The 17,402-nt window shown below is 69.3% G+C and carries 14 protein-coding genes; 9 read left to right on the forward strand and 5 right to left on the reverse strand.

Going from position 1 to position 17,402, the window contains the following annotated elements; genetic code table 11:
- The first annotated feature begins 3 nt into the window (after window positions 1-3).
- Both EER30_RS11155 and EER30_RS11160 read left to right on the forward strand, forming a co-directional pair.
- Window positions 4-216 carry a hypothetical protein gene (locus tag EER30_RS11155; RefSeq protein ID WP_127500318.1) on the forward strand — a complete coding sequence of 71 codons (213 nt, stop codon included), beginning with the start codon at window positions 4-6 and terminating at the stop codon, window positions 214-216.
- The gene (locus EER30_RS11160; protein WP_205650183.1) at window positions 197-901 is read left to right on the forward strand and encodes a chloramphenicol phosphotransferase CPT family protein; all 705 of its coding nucleotides are present in this window, start codon (window positions 197-199) and stop codon (window positions 899-901) included. The genes EER30_RS11155 and EER30_RS11160 overlap by 20 nt, the downstream gene beginning before the upstream one ends.
- A 123-nt stretch (window positions 902-1,024) precedes the next feature.
- On the opposite strand, the gene EER30_RS11165 is transcribed toward EER30_RS11160, so the two are convergent.
- The 3 genes from EER30_RS11165 to EER30_RS11170 form a co-directional block, all read right to left on the reverse strand.
- Window positions 1,025-1,417, reverse strand: a complete 393-nt coding sequence (locus EER30_RS11165; RefSeq protein WP_127500319.1) for a VOC family protein — start codon at window positions 1,415-1,417, stop codon at window positions 1,025-1,027.
- Window positions 1,390-1,551, reverse strand: coding sequence for a hypothetical protein (locus EER30_RS46990; RefSeq protein ID WP_164842283.1), 162 nt, complete (start codon window positions 1,549-1,551; stop codon window positions 1,390-1,392). The genes EER30_RS11165 and EER30_RS46990 overlap by 28 nt, the downstream gene beginning before the upstream one ends.
- 164 nt (window positions 1,552-1,715) lie before the next feature.
- Window positions 1,716-4,748 (reverse strand): AAA family ATPase, encoded by a 3,033-nt coding sequence (locus tag EER30_RS11170; RefSeq protein WP_164842284.1) that lies wholly within the window; start codon window positions 4,746-4,748, stop codon window positions 1,716-1,718.
- Window positions 4,749-4,967: 219 nt separating this feature from the next.
- Here EER30_RS11170 and EER30_RS11175 point away from each other — a divergent pair, with 219 nt between their 5' ends.
- The 4 genes from EER30_RS11175 (at window position 4,968) to EER30_RS11190 (ending at window position 12,455) form a co-directional block, all read left to right on the forward strand.
- Window positions 4,968-5,642, forward strand: coding sequence for a sigma-70 family RNA polymerase sigma factor (locus EER30_RS11175; RefSeq protein WP_127500321.1), 675 nt, complete (start codon window positions 4,968-4,970; stop codon window positions 5,640-5,642).
- Complete coding sequence (locus EER30_RS11180; RefSeq protein WP_127500322.1) at window positions 5,639-7,669, forward strand: hypothetical protein; 2,031 nt, start codon at window positions 5,639-5,641, stop codon at window positions 7,667-7,669. Before EER30_RS11175 ends, EER30_RS11180 begins: the two co-directional genes overlap by 4 nt.
- A gap of 55 nt (window positions 7,670-7,724) precedes the next feature.
- Entirely contained in the window at window positions 7,725-8,018 is a 294-nt protein-coding gene (locus EER30_RS11185) for a WXG100 family type VII secretion target (RefSeq protein WP_092555671.1), read from the forward strand.
- Between the two features lie 84 nt (window positions 8,019-8,102).
- Complete coding sequence (locus EER30_RS11190) at window positions 8,103-12,455, forward strand: FtsK/SpoIIIE domain-containing protein (RefSeq protein ID WP_127500323.1); 4,353 nt, start codon at window positions 8,103-8,105, stop codon at window positions 12,453-12,455.
- A gap of 46 nt (window positions 12,456-12,501) precedes the next feature.
- On the opposite strand, the gene EER30_RS11195 is transcribed toward EER30_RS11190, so the two are convergent.
- Complete coding sequence (locus EER30_RS11195; protein ID WP_127500324.1) at window positions 12,502-13,104, reverse strand: hypothetical protein; 603 nt, start codon at window positions 13,102-13,104, stop codon at window positions 12,502-12,504.
- Window positions 13,101-13,388, reverse strand: a complete 288-nt coding sequence (locus EER30_RS11200) for a hypothetical protein (protein WP_127500325.1) — start codon at window positions 13,386-13,388, stop codon at window positions 13,101-13,103. The genes EER30_RS11195 and EER30_RS11200 overlap by 4 nt, the downstream gene beginning before the upstream one ends.
- 441 nt (window positions 13,389-13,829) lie before the next feature.
- Between EER30_RS11200 and EER30_RS11205 the strand changes: the two genes are divergently transcribed.
- From EER30_RS11205 to EER30_RS11215, 3 genes are read left to right on the forward strand one after another with little or no spacing between them, the layout of a single operon-like run.
- A complete protein-coding gene (locus EER30_RS11205) occupies window positions 13,830-14,549 on the forward strand; it encodes a hypothetical protein (protein WP_127500326.1) in 720 nt (239 codons plus the stop codon).
- On the forward strand, window positions 14,546-15,820 hold the full coding sequence (locus EER30_RS11210; RefSeq protein WP_127500327.1) for a LysM peptidoglycan-binding domain-containing protein: 1,275 nt from the start codon (window positions 14,546-14,548) through the stop codon (window positions 15,818-15,820). The genes EER30_RS11205 and EER30_RS11210 overlap by 4 nt, the downstream gene beginning before the upstream one ends.
- A 31-nt stretch (window positions 15,821-15,851) precedes the next feature.
- Window positions 15,852-17,210, forward strand: coding sequence for a ferredoxin reductase family protein (locus EER30_RS11215; protein ID WP_127500328.1), 1,359 nt, complete (start codon window positions 15,852-15,854; stop codon window positions 17,208-17,210).
- Window positions 17,211-17,402: the final 192 nt, after the last annotated feature.

The raw sequence follows: 17,402 nt of genomic DNA on the forward strand, positions 1-17,402 counted from the left end.
ACCGTGCAACCGGGCGACCGCGTCGATGTCCTGCTACACAGCTCGGACCGGCTCGGCTGGGTGGTCACGGAAGGTGAGCCGGACGGCGATGCCTACGCCGAAGCCGCGGCACTCATCCGGCGGCAGCCGTTCACCGTCAAGGAACCGCTGGGCGGCTCGGCCGGTGGCGACGAGACGCTCGCACGGCTCGCCCGATATGCCAACGGCGCACGGTGATGACCCGCACCCGCCCTACACTTCGAACGAGCACATCACCGAGCGCGGAGGCGACGCGTTGATCATTTTTTTGAATGGCGGATCCAGCTCGGGAAAGACGTCCGTAGCGCAATGCCTCAAGCATATTCTGGGTCAATCCTGGCTCAGCTTCAGCATCGATGACTTCGTCAACGCACTTTCTCCGAAAATTTGGAACGAGCCCGGCGGACTGACGATCGGCGAGACGGGCGAGGTCGTCGTCGGAGACAGGTTCCGCGAGCTGGAGGCGGCGTGGTACGCAGGGCTGGCACGTATGGCCGAACGCGGTGCCGACCTCGTGGTGGACGACGTTCTGCTCGACGGAAGTACCGGTCAACGACGGGTCGCGGCGCACCTGGCCGGCATCGATGTCCTCTGGGCCGGACTGAAATGCGACGGCGCGGTCGCCGAACTCCGCGAGATTGCCCGAGGCGACCGTCAGCCCGGAATGGCCCGCCAGCAGAGCGAAAAGGCGCACGCCGGCGTCACCTACGACATCCTCGTCGACGTGGTAGGGCGGGAGTCATACGACTGCGCCCAGCAGATCGCGGACCTCGCCCAGTCTTGTTCGAGGGACCGTCGCGCCGTTGCCGTGTCGTCGGCGCGGACCACGAAATTGCCCGATGACTTCCACGATCACGGTGGGAGGCGCACTGGATCACCATGAGCTGGCTGAACGGGACGAGGCGTTGTTCGACTACGACGAGTTCGGCGTCCCCGTCGAGGGCCAATCCGGCCGGGGGTTCCGCGCCGCGGACGGGCGGGGAGCGAGCTGCACGCCGCAGTGGGGTCAGCGGTCCAGCGGCTGGACGATCTGGATGGGGTTGCCGTCGGGGTCGGCGACCCAGGCGATCAGCAGCCGGTCCAGCCAGACGTGCGGACCCTTCAGGGCGGGCGCGCCCAGGCCGACGACGTGCTTGTAGGCTGCGGCGGTGTCGTCGGTCCAGAGAATGACAGCGATGTGCTGGCCGTCGGTGACCGGGTCGAGACCGTGGTCGTCCCGTGTGGAGTCCACCGACGAGAAGCCGATCTTGTAGCCGTCCAGGGCGAGGTCGACGTGGATCGGCGTCCCCTCGGTGGGCACCCGGAAGGTCTCGGTGAAGCCGAGTTTCCTGTAGAACCGGGTCACCCGAGTGACATCGTCGCTGAATAGGATCAGCTGAGGCTCTTGGAACATGGCCATGGTGCGACCTTAATGGAGTCGGCCCCACGGTCGAGCCGGTCACCGTCGACCGGTGACGCCGACACCAGCCGCGCCGCCGGATCCGGTCGCCCCACCAGCAGGGCGAGCAGCGCGATGCCGGCGACCACCAGCACGGCCGTGGCGATCAGCCGGGCGCGGTACCGCGCGGCGACCTGACCCTGACCAGCGAACAGTTACGGGCAGCCGAATATCGATCGTTGATCGGCCCCGGTTGGGGTTCACCCGTTCGCGCTGTCCGGCGCCGCCGGTCTGGAATCTGCTCCGAGGGAGTCCGACCTCAGGAGAGTTGTTCCATGAACGGGGCGACGTGTCGTTGGACCAGCACGAAGCCGAATCGCGCTGCGGTTCTCTGTGCTTCGGCCGCCATGGCGCGTGCCCTGCCGGGCACGGCTCCGTCGAGGGCCTCCGCATAGGCGAGCTGTGTGCGGGCAACGAACAGAGGCGCCCGCAGCCGGCGGTTGACGGTGAGGGCGAGTTCGTAGGCGGCGGCCGCCTCCTGCATCCGGCCAAGGGTTGCGAGCGTACGGCCCAGTCCGTAGGCGATGGAGCCCTCGGTGGTGGCGCCCGTGCTTGCGATCTGCTCCTGCCATCGGCTGAGGACTGGCAGGATCCGGGCGGCGGGCTCGGGCAGGGCAAGCGTATGGCAGACATCGGCCCACAGCATCAGGGCCGTAGACCAGAACTGAGGTGCGCCGCCGTCTGAGGCGTCAAAAGCCTCGGCGAGCGCCCGGGCCTCCGTTTCTCTTCCGAGTTCGCACCATACGTAGGCGAGGGCGGCGTGGAAGACCAGCAGCCCCGGGTTCTCCTGAACGACCTGCTCGAGGGCATCGACCGTTTCGGCGAGGCGGTCCTGGGCTCGGCGGATCTGAAACATCTGGCCGGCGAAGCCGAAGAACGCCTCCGGTTGCCCGGTGGCGGCACCGAGCTCGAAGCCAGCCGTGGCGACGGACTCGGCCCCTTCCAGGTCGCCGTCCAGGAACAGGTGCAGAGAGTCGGTTTGAGAGGTGGTCCAGCGGACGAACGGTTCCGGGCTGTTCGCTGCGAAGGAGCCCAGAATCAGTTTCTCCCGGTCCATGGCGTCGCGATCACCGAGCTGGAGTTCGATCTCGTGCTGGGACATCGCGAGTATGCCGCGCAGCCGCGCGTCGCCGGTGGTTTCCGCGGCGGCGAGACCTTCGGGCAGCAATCGTGCCCGCTGCCTGAGGACGTCGGGAGCGCGCAGTGCGCTTTGGGCAAGGCTCACCACTTCCGCGATGACGCGGGCCTTACCAACTGCGCGGGCGAGCATCATTGCCCGGGTAGCCACAGGCTCGACCTGTTCATCGGGCGCTCCGTGCAGCTCGATGGCGAGAATCGCATGGAGGAGAGCACCGTCGGGCCCGCCGGGTCGTACCGCTATCGCCCGGCGCAGGATCGCGACCCGCTCGTCGTCGATCGACCCGAACACGCTGACGTCGCCGCGATTGTTGGCCAGCGCCGCACGGACGAGCAGATCGTCGTGGTGCAGCTCAAGAGCGAGGCGACCGGCGCCGAGAAGCGTTTCGCGATGCGCCGGGTCGCCGATCTGGCGTTGGGCGGTCCCGAGGCCGACCAGGATTTCGCAGCGCTGCGCCGGGTCATCGTCGAGAAGGAAGTCGAGGGCCTGGCGGTACCAGGTGACGGCTTCGTCCGGCGCGAGGTGGGAAAGCGCATAGTCGCCCGCCGACTGGGCGTACTGTGCGGCCTTTCCGTGGTTGTACGGGGTGACGGCGTGGATCCAGTGGTGAGCGATCTCGCCTGCACGTTCGCCCGGATCGGCACCGCATCGTCGCTCCAGCGCCACCGCGACCGCCTGATGGCCGAACGCGCGTACCGTCGGGCTGAGCTGCGTGTACAGGGCATGGGCGACGATGGCGTGAGTGAACGCGAAGCGGCCGCCGGCGTCGAGGATGAGCGCGTTGGCGACGGCGGGCCCGAGCCGTCCGAGCGTTTGGAGAGGGTCTTCGCCGAGCAGCTCGGAAAGCAGATCGAGTTCGAAGTCACGGCCGATGACCGAAGCCGTGTCGAGTGCCCTGCGGGTTTCGGGACCGAGTCGCTGGACGCGGCTGCTGACGACCTCGCGCACACTGGTGGGTAACCCGTGGATTCCCAGTCGGGTCGGAGCTGTCCAACGGCCGTCGGCGCGTTGCCTGATCGCTCCTGTCTCGCCGAGATGGCGCAGGATCTCGGTGACGAAGAACGGGTTGCCTTCGGTCTCGGCCCGCAGCAGGTCACGTAACACGAGTCCGTCGCGGTCCATCTCGTGGCCGGCTACGTCCTCCAGAAGACGGAGCAGCTCGCTGTCATCGAGTCCGTCCAACGCCAGCCGGGTGGTGCCGGGCTCACGATGAGTCGCGGACAGCAGTCCGGTCAGCGGATGTGACGCGTCGATGTCGGAGTCCCGAAACGTCGCGAGCACCAGAACCGGCGTGGCCAATGCCCTCTCGACCAGATGGCGCAGCAGGGTGAGCGTCTGCACGTCCGCCCAATGTAGATCGTCGAGTATCACCAGCGCGGGCTTTCCCCGCGCGGCGATGGCGTCGAGGACGCCGACGACCGAACTGTAGAGCGCGAAGCGTGCCGAGTCCGAATCGAGGTCTGCCGCTTCGGTTGCGCCCAGCAGCGGTGCGATCGCCAGCTGGTGGCCGGCGACGGCATCGGGCATGTGCCGGTCGAGGCTCAGCAGCGCCTCGCGCCAAGGCTGATAGGGCACGGACAATTCCTGGTCGCAGCGCCCGTACAACACCGTGGCATCCCGGTGCGCCGAGGCTGCGAACACCGAACACAGCGTCGTCTTGCCGATCCCCGCTTCCCCGCTGACCAACGCGAGTCGACGCTGCTGCGAGGCGACGACCTGCTTCCATAGATGTTTGAGCACCGTACGTTCGTGCTCCCGGCCGGCGAACCCCAGGCCCGTCGGCATCGCCAACCGCTCCGGCAGGGGTAGTTCGCGATCAGCCTCCAGCCCGTCCGTGGCCTGGTCGACCGTGCCGATGAACTGATAACCGCGGCGGTGCACGGTCCGGATCAGGCGTTGTTCCTTGCCGGTGTCACCGATCGCCACCCGAACCGCACGAAGCACCGTGGTGACCGAGGCCTCGCTGACGAAGCGATCACCCCACACCGAGTCGAGGAGTTCCTCTTTGGACACCACTCGATCACGGTTCGTGATCAGATGAAAGAGGACGTTGAACGCTCGAGGCTCGAGCGGCACCCGCTTACCAGCGCACCGGAGCTCGAAGAGGCGGGGGTGAAGCTCGAACCCTGCGAAACGGTAGGACGCCCCGAGCACGAGCGCAATCGTACAGGTCACTCGTCATGCGACGACCCGCGGAGAACTGTCCGATTGGAGTCGGAATGCATGGCGATCGTCAATATTTCGGTCCAAAACGCCTGTGGTGAGGTTTCCTCAGAGAATCCTCAGGCAATCGAAAAGTATCGGCACGGCCTTTCCCCGACGCTGGAGCGAGTTCTGGACTGTTGAGAATGAAGCTGAGGGAGCACCGTCGCAGTGAACAGGGGTCGAAGTCTCGCCGCGGATGGCGCTCATCCAACCCGGAACGTACCGCAGCGTCCGCGTCCGGCGGCCCGGCGAAGGCACTCCGCTGTACCGGGCCAAACGGTTCGGCAGTGCAGCGCTGTCGCCTGCGCTCCGGCCGGGGATTCCAGCGCCGAGCGCGCCTACCTGGAGTTGGTCTCGCGCTACGGGGAGCCGATCCGTGCTTACCTGCTGCGACTGAGTCGCAACCACAATGTCGCCGACGATGTGTACCAGGAGACACTGCTGAAGGCGTGGCGTCACCGGCACAGTCTGATCGGCAGGGAGGGGTCGGTCCGGAGCTGGTTGTACACGGTGGCTCACAACGCGGCCGTTGACCTTATGCGCGCACGCCGGGCTCGTCCGGTTACCGGTGAGATCTGGGACAGCCTGCAACGTCCGGTCCCGGATCACGCGGATGCCGTCGTGACCACTGTCGCACTGATGCCCGCGTTGCGCCGGCTTTCGGCGGAGCAGCGCGTGGTGCTGTTCGAGTTGTATTACCGGCGCAGCACGGTGATCGAGGCAGCCCGTGTGATCGGCATACCTCCGGGCACGGTCAAGTCGCGGGCGCACTACGCGGTCCGGGCATTACGGGCCGAGTTGATGTCGTCACCGGTCGCACACCACGAGATGGAGTCCCGGTGAGCCGGCGCCATACGTCCGGGTTCGACATTCTCGGCATGGACCAGGATCCGGCTCCCGGGGATCCGGACCGGATCGACGAGCTTGCCCGGTTCTATGAGGAGATCCGAGACGACGCCCAGACCGGTGTTCGAGTCCTCGGTAGAGGCGGCTCCCTGTCCCGGGCGCGCGGGGAGTCCATGGAGAAGCTGCGCGACATGCTCGGCAAGCTGCCGGGCAAGCTCCAGCAGACGGTCGACTCCTTCGACGCGGCAGCGCAGGCCTACCGGACCTACGCCCGCGTACTGCGTGACCAGCAGACCCGCATCGACACCGCGATGGATCAGGCCCTCGAGGCCGGGCCGGCCACCCGGCGGGTAGCCCCGAGAGCGGCGACCGACGCCACGCCGGACCAGATCGCTGAGGTACGGGCGGCAGCCGACGAGATCACGGGAGCCAAGGCCCGGCTCTCGGCTGCGCAACGGCTCGCCGCCGACGCCCGCCGGCTGCGCGAGGCGGCCTCGGCCCGGTGCCGGGCAGCGCTCGACGACGCCGCGGACAAGGCCATCAAGCCGCCTCCCCGGCGTCGCTTCTTTCAGCGGATCGGCGACTTCTTCCGCAACAACCCGATCTTCCGGCTGATCATCGACATCGTCATCGCCGTCGTCGGGGTGGTCCTGCCCGTCGTCGGTATCGTGCTCGCCGCGGTCGCGCTGGTGGTGACGGTCGCGGTCCAGAGCGCTAACGGCAACTTCGAGCTGGGCACCCTCCTGGTCGGCCTGGTAACCCTGGTACCCGGCGCGAAGCTGCTCGGCCCATTCGTCCGCGGGGCGAAGTCGGTGGCTCCCGGCCTGGTCAAGACGGTCAGCAGCGGCGCACAGGCGTTCGGACAGATCGGCCGGAACAACACCCTGATCAAGGGCGCGCTGACGTTCGGTGGCCGTACCGGGGCTCTCGGCCGGCAGGGCGTGGCCGAGTTCGGCAAGGGAGTGGTGCAGGAGGTCGCGACGGTCGGCCTGAACCGGCTCGGCAACTCGAACAGCGAGGGATTCAACCTCGCCTCGATCGCCGGTGAGGCCGCGGCCGGCGCTGCCTTCGGAACTGCCTTCGACGGCTTCCGGAAGGGCTCCGGCGATGGGTTCGACCTCGGTGCGCGCCCGAACGACGACGTCGGAACGACACGGGGTGGGGATACATCGGACTCCGCCGTCGCGTCGGTGGATACCGGCCCCTCGGCCTCCAGCGTGGAGAGCTCCGGCTCAGGTGTCTCCGCGGATACTGGTACGGGGGCGCCTTCCACAGCCGATGGCGGTTCCGCGGGTACGGCATCGTCGGCCGGGCCGTCGGATCTGCCGCCCACCGTGGACTCTGGATCGTCGGGCGTTGCCGCATCACCCGAGGTCGACGCGTCGAGCACCGCCCAGGTGGCTGGTCCCGGGCCGGCGGCGGAGCCCGTCCGGGAAACCACGGGGTCCGAGTCGCGTCAGCCTGCTGGCGACACCCGGGACGAGGCGCTGGACCGGACAGCGGCACCCGAAGACGGAACAGCCGTGGGCTCGGCGGACTCCCGAGCCGAACCCGCTGACCCGTCCTTGCCGACCTCGGCTGCCGGCGATACGTCCGTGTCGCCGGCCCAGAATCCGGCCGAGTCCGCGACGCCGGGCGATGGGCCTGCTACCGCGACCCCCCTGGTGTCTCCGGCCGAGACGGCCCAGGGCGCCGCACCGACCACTGCACCGCCGCCTCTGCCATCAGCGCCGGGTGGCGCTCCCACAGGGCAGGAAGCCCCACGCCCGGAAACCGGCCGACAGGACGCCTCCGACGCCGGCAAGACAGCGGATGCCGACTCCGGCGGCACCGGTGACGACCCGATCGAGGAACGTGCGGCACAGGCGGTGAAAGCCGCAGGCTCCGGGCTGACGGGCGACCTGGCCGCCAGTGCCATCGAAGAACGTCAGGGCGAGGAGCCGCCGGCTCCGAGCGAGATCGGGCACGGGTTCGTCCTCGACGAGAAAGACGACACCGGCTTCACCAAGAAGACCCGTAGGTAGACAACTCACCGGCCGAGGGCCGGGGAGCACGTTCAACAGATCAAGGAGCACCATCATGCCCGATTTCGCGGTCAACAGCGACGAGACCGCCCAGACCTCGGCCGCGTTGCTCAACGACTTCTCCCAGCTGCAGGACAAGCTGGTCGAGGTACGCGGCAAGGTGCAGAACCTGCTAGCCCAGGGGTACCGCACTCCGGCGGCCCAGCAGCGGTTCCAGCCGTTCTTCGACGAGTTCGCCAAGGGCTTCGACCAGGTCAACCAGGGACTGCAGGGCATCGGCAACTACGTGCGCTCGGTCGGCGAGGCGTTCGCCTCCACCGACCAGGACCTCGGTTCACGCCTCGGCTGACGTTCAGCCGAAGAGACGACCCGCGGACGCCCGGCGCGACAGCGCCGGGCGTCCGCGGCTGGACAGGATGGGAGGAGGAACGAGATGCGTCTCAATGTCAGTCTGGTTTCCGAGGACTCACCGACGGCGGAGCCGCTGGTCGTGGAGGCGGAACCGGGTACGTCGGTGCGGGCGTTCGCCGCTGAGCTGGCCGAGGCCGTCGGCGGCAGTCCCGGCACGCTGTTCCACGGCGCCACACCGTTGGATCCGCGGATGTCGCTGGCCGAGGCACGGCTGGGCGCGGGGGCCGAACTGGGCCTGAACCGCCCGGCCCGGTCGTCGGCCGGGCGGTCCGGTGCGGTGGAGGTACGGCTGGTGAGTGGACCGGGTGCGGGCGGGATCGTGCTCCTGCCGCCCGGAGAGTACGAAATCGGCAGTGCGGCCACCTGCCGGGTGCGCCTGCCCGGTGAGGTGCCACCGGTCGCAGCCCGTCTACTGGTGACCGTGGACCGTACGGTCGAGGTCACCGCCGTGTCGGCGACGGAGATGGACGGTGTCACGCTGGAGGGCACCACCGAATGGCCTGCTGGTCGTCAGCTGGCGATCGGCGGGATCCTGCTGGAACTGGCGACCGGCGTACCGGCCCGCGCGCCGCTGACCCGCGCGGCAGACGGCTTCACGTGGGAGTTCAACCGGCCACCGCGGTTCTTCCCGCAGATCCCGGGCGGGAAGTTCCGGCTGCCGGCCGAGCCGGTCAAACCGGAGAAGAACCACTTCCCGCTGGTGACGTTGCTGCTGACCCCGGCCATCGGTGCTCTGGTCGGCATCCTGGCGACCGGCAACTGGCGATTCATCTTCCTCGCCCTGGTCTCCCCGATCGGCGCGTTGCTGACCCAGTTCAGCAGCAAACGGCGGGGCACGCAGAGCTTCGCCGAGCAGATGCAGGAACACGACGAGAAGCTGGCCCGGGTTCGTGCCGACATCGACGAGGCTGTCCTCGAAGAGCAGCGGGCCCGACGGTACGCGTACCCGGATCCGGCCTTCACCGGCCGTATCGCCACGCTTCCCGGCGAGCGGCTGTGGGAACGGCGCCGTCACGACGACGACTTCCTCGCGCTGCGCGTGGGTACCTGCTCGATGCCGTCCACAGTCCGGGTGGAGGATCCCGCCCTGGACGAGCACCGCCGGGTCACCGTGCCGGAACTGGGTCAGGTGCCGGTGCCGGTGGACGTGCGTGCCGCTGGCGTGGTCGGGGTGGCCGGGAGCCGTCTGACCCGGCTCGCGCCCTGGCTGGTGGCGCAGGCCGCGGTTCTGCACAGCCCCGATGATCTGATCATCTGTGTGCTCACCGATGCCGGCGCCGAGAACCGCTGGTCCTGGTTGCGATGGCTGCCCCACGCCCGCGCCGAGGGTGAGGAGGCGTATGTCCGCATCGGCACCACCGCCGAGTCGGTGTCGCGGCGCATCGCCGAGCTCAACCGGACGATCGCGGCCCGGTCCGCGAGCGACCGGCAGAACCCGGCCGAGCGTGGCGCGGCGAGCGGTGAGCCGGACGTCCTGGTCGTGTTCGACGGCGCCCGGCGGCTGCGGTCGATGCCCGGCGCGATCACCCTGCTGCGTGACGGTCCCGCAGCCGGCGTGCACATGCTGTGCCTGGAGCCGGAGGAACGGCTGCTGCCGGAGGAATGCCGGGCGGTCGTGGTCTCCGACGACACCGGTGCCTCGGTGCGGACGGCCACGACCGCGCAGGTCACCGGGATCCGCGCCGACGAACCGGATGCCGGCTGGTACGAGCGGGCAGCCCGCCGGATGGCGTCGCTGGGTGCTTCCGGCGACGGCGACGAAACGGTTCTGCCTCAGTCGGCACGCCTTCTCGACATCCTCGACCTGGAGCCCCCGACCCCGGACAAGATCGCGGCCGGCTGGGCGGTCCGGCCCCGCAGCACCGAGGCCGTGCTCGGCGCCGGGATGGACGGCCGTTTCGCGATCGACCTGGTCCGGGACGGGCCGCACGCCCTGATCGCGGGAACCACCGGCGCCGGCAAGTCGGAGCTGCTGCAGACCCTGGTGGCCACCCTCGCGGTGGCGAACCGGCCGGACGAGATGACCTTCGTACTGGTCGACTACAAGGGTGGCAGCGCTTTCGCCGAGTGTGAGCAACTGCCGCACACCGTCGGTATGGTGACCGACCTGGACACCCACCTGGTGGAGCGGGCGCTCACCTCGCTCGGCGCGGAGCTGCGTCGGCGTGAGCACGCGCTCGCCGCGGCGGGGGCCTCCGACATTGTCCGGTATCAGGAGCGCCAGGCCCGGGACGCGAGCATGCCACCGATGCCGCGGCTGGTTCTGGTGATCGACGAGTTCGCGTCGATGGTGCGAGAGCTGCCGGACTTCGTCACCGGCCTGGTCAACATCGCGCAGCGGGGTCGGTCGCTCGGCATTCATCTGGTGCTGGCGACGCAGCGGCCGTCGGGTGCGGTTACCCCGGACATCCGGGCCAACACGAATCTGCGGATCGCGTTGCGTACCACTGATCAGGGTGAGAGCCGCGACATCATCGACGCCCCGGACGCCGGCGAGTTGTCGCCGCGTACGCCGGGCCGGGCGTTCGCGCGGCTGGGATACGCCGCGCTGCTGCCGTTCCAGGCGGGCCGGATCGGTGGCAAGCGGCCGGTGCTGGGGGACCGGGCCGACGAGGTGCGCATCGAGATCACCCACGTGGACTGGCTCCGGCTGGGTGACCCGGTCCCGCCACGGCGAGTTTCCGGCGCGCCGGCCGGTGGACCGGCCGACACCGATCTGAAGGAACTCGTCGGTGCCATCGTCGCGGCCACCGAGCGGCTCGGGGTGCCGCGGCAGCCGAGCCCGTGGCTGCAACCCCTTGCCGAGGTCGTGCAGTGGGCCGAGCTACCTCAGCCCGCCGTGCCCGTGCGGCCGGGTGATCTGGGCGCGGTCGCGTACGGCATCGTCGATCTGCCGGCGTCGCAGAGCCGTGAACCGCTGCTGTTCGACGTCGACCGCACCGGCCACATCTTCTTCGTCGGATCTGGGCGCAGCGGCCGTTCGCAGGCGCTGCGCACCCTGGCAGCCTCGCTGGCGGCCCGGCACTCCAGCGCCGACGTCCACCTCTACGCCGTCGACTGCGGCAACGGGGCGTTGTTACCCCTGGCTGGTCTGCCGCACTGCGGCGCCGTGGTGGACCGGCTGCAGACCGAGCGTCTGGACCGCATGCTGACCTGGTTGAACAGCGAGCTGACCCGCCGGCAGGCGCTGTTCGGCGAGCAAGGAGTGGCGGACCTGGCGGAGCAGCGCCGTAACGCCCCTGCCGGCCGGCGCCTGCCGCACATAGTGCTGCTGGTGGACCGATTCGAGGTGTTCGAACGGGACTTCGCCACCTACGACAACGGCAGCTACCTGGACCGGCTGACCCGGGTGCTGCGCGACGGCGCCGGGGTGGGGGTACACGTCGTGCTCGCCGGGGACAAGGTGCTCGGTTCGGGCCGGTTCGCCGGAGCCACCGAGGAAAAGTTGATCCTGCGTCTCAACGACCGCGGCGACTACTCGCTGCTCGGCCTGAACCTGCGCGAGGTTCCACCGGAGCTGGGCCCGGGCCGGGCACTGCGAATGGTCGACCACGCCGAGGCACAGATCGCCGTGCTCGGCCCGGACGTCAGCGGGCAGGGACAGGCAGCGGCCATCGTCGAGGGTGCCCGGCAGATCACCGCCCGGGACGCCGGAGTGCCGGCACATGCCCGGCCCCGCCGATTCGCGGCGCTGCCGGAGCTGATCGGGTACGCCGAGATGCGCCGGATGCTGCCGGCGGAGAGCAAGCCACTGACCGCGACCGTCGGTGTCGGTGGTGACGAGATAGTCCCTCTCGGACCGGATTTCGCCGACATCCCCACCTTCGCGATCGGTGGCCCACCGAGGTCCGGGCGCAGCACCGCGTTGCTGTCGGTGGCCCGGACGCTGCTGGCGAACGGCACCGGTCTGATCGTGGTGGCGCCGCGCCGGTCGCCGTTGCGTGACCTGGCCGGGCAGCCGGGGGTCACCGCAGTGGTGACCGATGCCGGGGTCGCCGCGGTGGACTTCCGGACGCTGCTGAAGAGCATTCCGGAGGAGACCGGCACGGTGGTGATCGACGACGCCGAACTGCTGGCGCAGTCCGACATCGACGGTGACCTGAACACCCTCGCCCGGGGAGCGGCGGGTAACGGCTGGGGTCTCGCAGTGGCCGGCAACGCCGAGGCGTTGAGTCTCGGCCTGGCCGGCTGGCTGACCCAGCTCAAACGGAACCGGGCCGGTCTGCTGATCGCACCGCAGAGCATCACCGACGGCGACCTGATCGGGATGCGGATTCCGCGGGGCATCGTCGGGCAGGCGGCCCGGCCCGGTCGTGCCTACCTGCATCTGGGTGACGGGGTTTTGACCGCGGTGCAGGTGCCGAAAGCGGACTGACGGGTACGAGCCGGGGTGCCCCGACAAGGCATCCCGGCTCGTACCGTCAGGCGAAGCGCAGTGTCCCGGTGATCGCGTCGAAGACGTCGTAGAGGGCGTCGGCGAGCGGCAGGTTCGGGCTCATCCCGGTGACCACCAGGAAGGATCCCGGTTGTCCGGGGACCGGGACGATCGTGTGCATGGCGACCATCACCGCCGACGTGGTCTCGGTCAGTTCGACGATCTCGGTCCCGGTGATCCGGGCAACCGTCCCGACGGCGGGCAGGGTGGCCGACGTGACGGTGCGGTCTCCGTAGCCGTCGGCTCGTGCCGGGCGCGACACCTGCTGGGCGATGTCGGCGACCGACGGTTCGGTGCCGTCCGGGACGGTGATCCCGAAAACCGCCACGAACGCCATCAGCAGTCCGCCGTCGTCGTCGCGGGCGATCATGCCAGCCGCGGCCGCGGCGCCCTGCTGCCGTGCCGTGCGCAGCAGACGGCGGGCCTGGCGTATGGCGTCATCGACGGCCGCACGCTGTTCGGGGGTGGTCACCGCGGCTCGTAGCTCGTGCTGCTGCCTGCTGAGATCCTGCCGGGCCAGGTCGTAGTCGAGCCAGCCCTCGGGCACCTCGAACGTGAACGATCCGGGGGCGTGTACCGATGTGGTCATCGCGCGCCTCCGAGGCTGTCGCCACCCTGTTCGTCGACCTTGGTGAACGTGTCGAGGACGAGATCGATCGCCTCGATGATGTCATCGCACTCGTTGCGCAGTTGCTTACGGCCCGCGTCCCAGCGGTCCTCGAAGTTCTCCGCGGCATCGCGGATCGGGGGCCCGACGGTCCGGCTGAAGTCGGCGGAACTGCGTTTCACGTTGATGGTCCGCAGCACCTGCCGCATCGCGTCCGCTGCCCGCTGAAGATCCTCACCCGGGATCACGATGTCTGATCTGGCCATGCGCCCATCACGACCGAAGAGCCGAAACGGTTCGTCGAATGTGACCTGAGACACAAACACCGAACCGGCTGGGGGTCTCGATCGTGATGGCCGCATCTGTCGACCCCGACCGAACAAGGAGGTGTCATCGTGGTTCGGACTCCTGCCCACGTTCTGGCCGTTCCCCTCGCCGCGGCCCTGATTCTCGTGGCCGGCTGTGCCGACGGCGATCCTGCCGCTCCGGCCGCGGCACCGGTTCTCGCCGCTGGCGAGATCGAGCTCGTCAGCGCGCCAGCGGCGAGTGTCGGCCTGACCGGCGACGGTCGCGGAGAGACATCGTCTCCGGCGGCCACCACCGAGCCCGCGGCCACCTCCGAGCCGCCCCCGGCGGCCACCACCGAGGCCGCACAACCCGAGCCGGCTGCCGACACGAAGGCCCCGGCAAAGTGGGTTCAGCTTTCCGTGAACAAGGCGGCCATCGGGGAAACCGTGACCGACGTGACCGGCTTCACCGTCTACACCTTCACCAAGGACCCGGTCGACCCTCCGGCATCACAGTGCACCGGCGAGTGCACCCGCAGCTGGCCGCCAGTGCTGATCCAAACCGGAGGCCGGGTCTTCGTCGATGGCATGAAGAGCGATGACATCGCCGCGATCCGGCGGCCGGACGGCGGAGTCCAGGTCACCATCGGCGGGCGCCCAGCGTACCGCTTCAGCGGCGACACCGTGCCCGGCGACCTGAACGGACACGGTGCCGACGGCACCTGGTTCGCTTTCTCGCCGGACGGGAAAGCGATCGACGCGCTGATCGGCACGGCCGAGCTGAAGGACGCGAAACCGGACCGCGCCAGCACGCTGACTGCCAAGAAAGGCAAAGACGGCCCGATCCTCGTCGACGACGACGGCGCGACCCTCTACCGCTTCGATCAGGACGACACCGACCCGCCGGCCAGCAACTGCAAAGGCGCCTGCGCGGCCCTGTGGCAGCCCGTGGTCGCCAAAAGCGGCGGAAAGGTCAAGCTCAAGGGCATCGACGCGGACCGGGTCTGGTGGTTGAGCCGCAAGGACGGAACCAAACAGGTGACACTGGACGGTTCGCCGCTCTACCGCAACGTCGCGGACAAGAGCACCGACACGATCATCGCCAGCGCCGCTGCCCAGGGCTGGACGGCCGCCCGATGATCCGCCGTGCCGTCATGCTGCTGACGGCGATCCTAGCCGCCGTCCTGGCCGAGCCTGGAGTCGCCTCGGCCGCACCCGACGACCTCGTCAAGGTCGCCATCGTGCGCACCTCGGAGCAGAACGGTGGACGCGCTGACTCGTTGCCGCAGATCGCTCAGCGCAACCTGGGTGACCGGGCCCGCGCCACCGAGATCCTCGACTTGAACCGAGCCCGCCCGCAGCGGGACGGCGGTGCTCTCACCGACTCGGGCGAGGTCCGGCCGGGATGGATTCTCCTGCTGCCCGACGACGCGGAGGGCCCCGACGTCCAGCTCGGACGAGTCAACTCGGATACGACCGGCGGCAACGACTCGTTGCTCACCGGCCAGGTCGTTGCGGCGGTGGCCGGGGCGGTGATCCTGGCGTTGCTCAGTCTTCTGGTGATCTTCCGCCGCCGAATCGGACGCGGCGTGCGTGACCGCTACCGTGCCTACCGGGACAACGCCCGCTGGCATCAGCAGATCCAGGAACGGATGAGGGCACGTGCCGAGCTGGCCGCCGAGTTCGCGGCCGACCAGCGTCGTCCCGCACTGGCCCGGCAGGCGTCCGTTGAACTGGCCGCCGACACCGTGGAGGCGTACGCGCTGCGCGTCGACGAGCGCACAGTGACCGCCTGGGTGACCGCCGATCACCAACCCCGCCAGCCGTGGCACGCCGAGACCGACGTTGTGTGGACCCGCCCGGCAACAGCTACGGCGAGCCCGCTCACCGGCGGCGACTTCGTCGCTCCCTGCCTGGTCCGGGTCGGTGGCGAGGACGGAACCCTGTTCGTGGACCTCACCTGGCTCGACGGCGTCCTGGCGATCAGGGGGTCGGCCGGAGTCGCCATCGACGTCGTGGCCAACCTGCTCGCCGACCTGACCCGATTCCGTCCAGACCTGCCGGTTCTGTCGGTGCCCGGACTCGGCGGCGAGCCGCCCGGCCTGCCACGCAACGCGGTCCGCCTGCGATCCGTGGGTGAACTGCGCGTCGCCGCTCCGGCTCCCGGAACCGACGACGGCATGGTGCGGCTCGCCGCCCGCCGGCGCTCACTGACCAGCCTGGCGGTGATCGCCGAGATGCCGTCGCCCGAGGAGGCGGAGCACCTGCTCGCGGCGTGCGGCCCGGGCACCGGGCAGATCGCGATCGTGCTCGGCGACCTTCCCGGCGCCCGCTGGCGATGGAACGCCGAGGCGGACGGCAAGGTCCGCCTGCCGGAGATCGGTCTGACGGTGACCGCACCGTCCCGCTAGACCCTCGAACTCAGCTTCAGGAAGGCTCACGATGTCAACCACGACCGCAATCCCGGTCACGAACAGACCCGCCCGGCGCAGCGGCCAAGCGCGTACCGCGTACCTGCTGGTCTGGACCTTTCTCTTGGCGAACGCGGTGATCCTGCAGATCATGTTCGCCGATCCCAGCCGGCCGGCGCACAACACGCTGACGGCGATCGGCCGGTTCTTCGGCCTGTACCTGGGCTTCGTCCTGGTGCTGCAACTGCTGCTGATCGGCCGGGTGCCGTTTCTGGAACGTCGCATCGGCATGGACAAACTGACCAACTGGCATCGCTGGACCGGATTCGCGATCTTCTGGCTGGTCGTCCTGCACCCGACGTTCGTCCTACTCGGCTACTCGGAGCTCGACCGGATCTCGTTCTTCGCCGAGATCCCGAACCTGGCCAAGCAGATGCCGGTGCTGCTCGGCATGATCGCCGCGGCTCTGATCGGGCTCATGGCGCTCACCTCGGTGCGAATGGCCCGCCGCCGGATGTCGTACGAGGCGTGGCACGCCACCCACCTGGTGGTGTACGTGATGATCGTGCTCGCGGTGATCCATCAGATCTACGAGGGCAGCTCGATCGCCTCCAGTCCCGTAACCCAGGCCTACTGGTGGACACTGTGGGCCTTCGCGGTCGGGTCGCTGCTGGTCAACCGGCTGTTCGTGCCGATGGTGCGCAACGCCCGGCACCAGCTACGAGTCGTCGCGGTGGTCCCGGAGACCGACACCGCCGTGTCCGTCTACGTCGGCGGCCGGCAGTTGGACCGGCTGCGTGCCCGGCCGGGCCAGTTCTTCTGGTGGCGATTCCCCGGACACGCCTCCTGGTGGCAGGTCAACCCGTGGTCGCTGTCCGCAGCACCCGACGGCCGTACCCTGCGACTGACCGCGAAAGCGATCGGATCGACCAGCGCCGGGTTGCGGAACCTTCCGGTCGGCACCAAGGTGTACGCCGAGGGACCCCACGGCGCCCTGACGACCGCGGCCCGCACCCGGGACAACACGCTGCTGATCGCCGGTGGCATCGGCATCACCCCGATCCGGGCGTTACTGGAGGACCCCGATCTGACCGGTGACGTCGTGGTTCTCTACCGCGCACGCACGCCCGCCGACGCAGTTCTGGCCGGTGAACTGCGCAACCTCGTCCAGGCCCGCGGCGCGCGCCTGCATCTGCTGACCGGGCGGACCACGGACGGCAACCAGCCGTTCAGCCCGGAGAGCCTGCGCGGCCTGGTACCCGACATCGCCGAACGTGACGTCTACCTGTGCGGCCCGGGCGCGTTGGCCACCACGGTGCAGCGCAGCCTCCGCGCGCTGCGGGTGCCGGCCCGCCAGCGGCACATCGAGGCATTCCGCCTAGGCGTCTGACAATCGGCCGAGACGGTGCAGGAGACGTTCGGCGAGGCGCCCGACTGCGGCGAGACCGGCCCGATCGGCGGTGTGCCGGGCCTCCGAGGCGAGAGCCCGGGCCCGCTAGGTTCGCGGCTGGCGGGCAGTTCGGCGTGGGCGAGCTGAGTGCGGGCGACGAACAACGAAGCACGGAGCCGGCGGTTGGTGTCG

It is taken from the genome of Actinoplanes solisilvae, assembly GCF_003999975.1.
Taxonomy (GTDB): domain Bacteria; phylum Actinomycetota; class Actinomycetes; order Mycobacteriales; family Micromonosporaceae; genus Actinoplanes; species Actinoplanes solisilvae.

Coding starts and splice junctions, on each gene's coding strand:
- EER30_RS11160 (WP_205650183.1), top strand. CDS start 197: ATGCCAACGGCGCACGGTGATGACCCGCACCCGCCCTACACTTCGAAC.
- EER30_RS11185 (WP_092555671.1), top strand. CDS start 7,725: ATGCCCGATTTCGCGGTCAACAGCGACGAGACCGCCCAGACCTCGGCC.
- EER30_RS11190 (WP_127500323.1), top strand. CDS start 8,103: ATGCGTCTCAATGTCAGTCTGGTTTCCGAGGACTCACCGACGGCGGAG.
- EER30_RS11215 (WP_127500328.1), top strand. CDS start 15,852: ATGTCAACCACGACCGCAATCCCGGTCACGAACAGACCCGCCCGGCGC.
- EER30_RS11195 (WP_127500324.1), bottom strand. CDS start 13,104: ATGACCACATCGGTACACGCCCCCGGATCGTTCACGTTCGAGGTGCCC.
- EER30_RS11210 (WP_127500327.1), top strand. CDS start 14,546: ATGATCCGCCGTGCCGTCATGCTGCTGACGGCGATCCTAGCCGCCGTC.
- EER30_RS11200 (WP_127500325.1), bottom strand. CDS start 13,388: ATGGCCAGATCAGACATCGTGATCCCGGGTGAGGATCTTCAGCGGGCA.
- EER30_RS11165 (WP_127500319.1), bottom strand. CDS start 1,417: ATGGCCATGTTCCAAGAGCCTCAGCTGATCCTATTCAGCGACGATGTC.